Here is a 1,925-nt window from a genome sequence, read left to right as displayed (position 1 = left end):
CAGGGTAAATGTTACTTACCACTCTTCTCAAACTATTGGAATACTGGCTTTTTAATCAATAAGTCCTACTTTTCCGACTAACCCCTTCTGCTTTTTCACTTGTCATAGAAGCTTTTTCTTGTTTGTCCATTATAGTTCTAATCTCATCAATACGCTCAATGCAATTCGTTACAACGTCCTTTGCACCGATTATTTCACAATATTTTTTTAATCTTTCATAGCTCGTAACAAGACATTTCAGAAAATCACCTGCAAGTCCTTTTTTCTGCAAAACGTCAAAAAGTCTGTTGCCTTCCTGCATAAAATTAGCAATAGACAAAAGAATCTCATCATCTTCCGACAATACCTTTTCAGCCATTGGTTTCTTTTTTGCTGCTCTGCTTTCATTGGACACGTTTTCTATCGTATCATATCCAAATTTAATTTTGTAAATAAATTCTGGTGTTTCTTCAATAAAAGCAATATCATCTGCCGAATAGTATTCTTTGAGATTGACTTCTTCATTATTCATGGAAAAGAATGCTTTGACAAATAATTCTTGTTTTTCCATAAATATGGCTGACGAGGCAGCACTATGAGCATCTCCGAAGCTCAATATATCTGCACATTCCCTCCTTATTTCGTACCAATCGAGCCAAATTATGTGAATAGCCCATGCACAAAAGTATAGGTTATTTACAAAAATATTTCCTTCTTGAGTATCAATATTTTCGTTTATAAGTTTTTCGACACCCATTAAAGTACCAACTATGTGTTTAGCTGTATTTTGGGACTCGTCATCGTAATTGCCTGTATAATTTTTAAGTTTTGAGTAAAGACGATACAGTTCTTTGCATAAATTCATTCTCATTTTTAAATCATCACTGATACTGTACTGCTGACAAATCAACTCTATGAGGTCGCATATTGTTAATGCTTCCTGATTGCTGTATTTCAATCGTGTATATTCCGTCAATTTTTCGTACAGTTTTGCAGATTTTAATTTATATCCATATAATTCATCTATTTTATCAACTATATCATAGATATTTTCAGGATTTTCAAATCTGAATGATGGATACATTGCAATATCAAAAACCGCTTTACAATCACCTGATAACAACGGAATAATGGATTTTGCTCTTTGTTCAGAACACTTCAAAGCATAAAACATTTCATCTTTATCATACTTTGATGAATCATAATTTTCGGTAATTATCGGAATAAAGCAATCACAATCCGCTATTATTTCAAATATAACTCTTGCAAAGTTTACACCGGCACGTATTGCTGAAATATCAAAAAACACTTTATATCCTTTATCAGATAGTGATTGATATAAAATACTCGCAATTTTTCTGTCTTTATGGGAATAACTAATAAAAAAATCATATTTTGCCATCTAAAATCCTCCGTTTATACTGTTAAGACTTTGACATCGATACCAAAAAACTCATAACAAACTGATATTAAATCAACTTTTTTCTGTATTCAACCAGAATATTTTTTTCATTATGCAACATCTGAAATAAGTAACCTTGGTTTGTTTTACTGATTGACATATCGTACATCGCAATTAATTTATCCAAACTTTTTATTTTTTCATTTTTATCATCAGCATTGCTGACTATAAAAGAATGTACGATGAAAAACAATGAACGAAAAGTTTTCAAAAAGTTCAAATCTATGCCAGTAATCAAAGCAAAATCTGTAAATTCATAACGAATCATTGGAGGCAGAAAAATACTCGGTTCAGTAATCATTATGCTATTCACATAAGGAATGAAAATTTCTTTTAAATGTGTGAATATAATACTCTTCGACTTTTGAAAATGTTCTGGATGGTAAGAACGCAGCCAATTATACTCTCAACTGAAAACATTTAGCAAAAAATCAAATTCATACTTTCATATCAAGAATGATTGAGGTATAATGGTATCAATATG

Annotated in this window: 2 protein-coding genes; both read right to left on the bottom strand. The window is 31.0% G+C overall.

The window, feature by feature from the left end; all coding sequences use genetic code 11:
- Positions 1-55: 55 nt before the first annotated feature.
- A complete protein-coding gene (locus ACJROP_RS02860; RefSeq protein WP_406533991.1) occupies positions 56-1,381 on the bottom strand; it encodes a toll/interleukin-1 receptor domain-containing protein in 1,326 nt (441 codons plus the stop codon).
- Between the two features lie 67 nt (positions 1,382-1,448).
- On the bottom strand, positions 1,449-1,742 hold the full coding sequence (locus ACJROP_RS02855) for a hypothetical protein (protein WP_406533990.1): 294 nt from the start codon (positions 1,740-1,742) through the stop codon (positions 1,449-1,451).
- Between the last annotated feature and the right edge of the window lie 183 nt (positions 1,743-1,925).

The sequence above is a fragment of the Methanobrevibacter sp. genome, from assembly GCF_045220775.1.
In the GTDB taxonomy this organism is placed as follows: Archaea; Methanobacteriota; Methanobacteria; order Methanobacteriales; family Methanobacteriaceae; genus Methanocatella.
The sequence above is the reverse complement of the archived record's forward strand: the minus strand, read 5'-3'. Positions and strand labels throughout refer to the sequence as shown.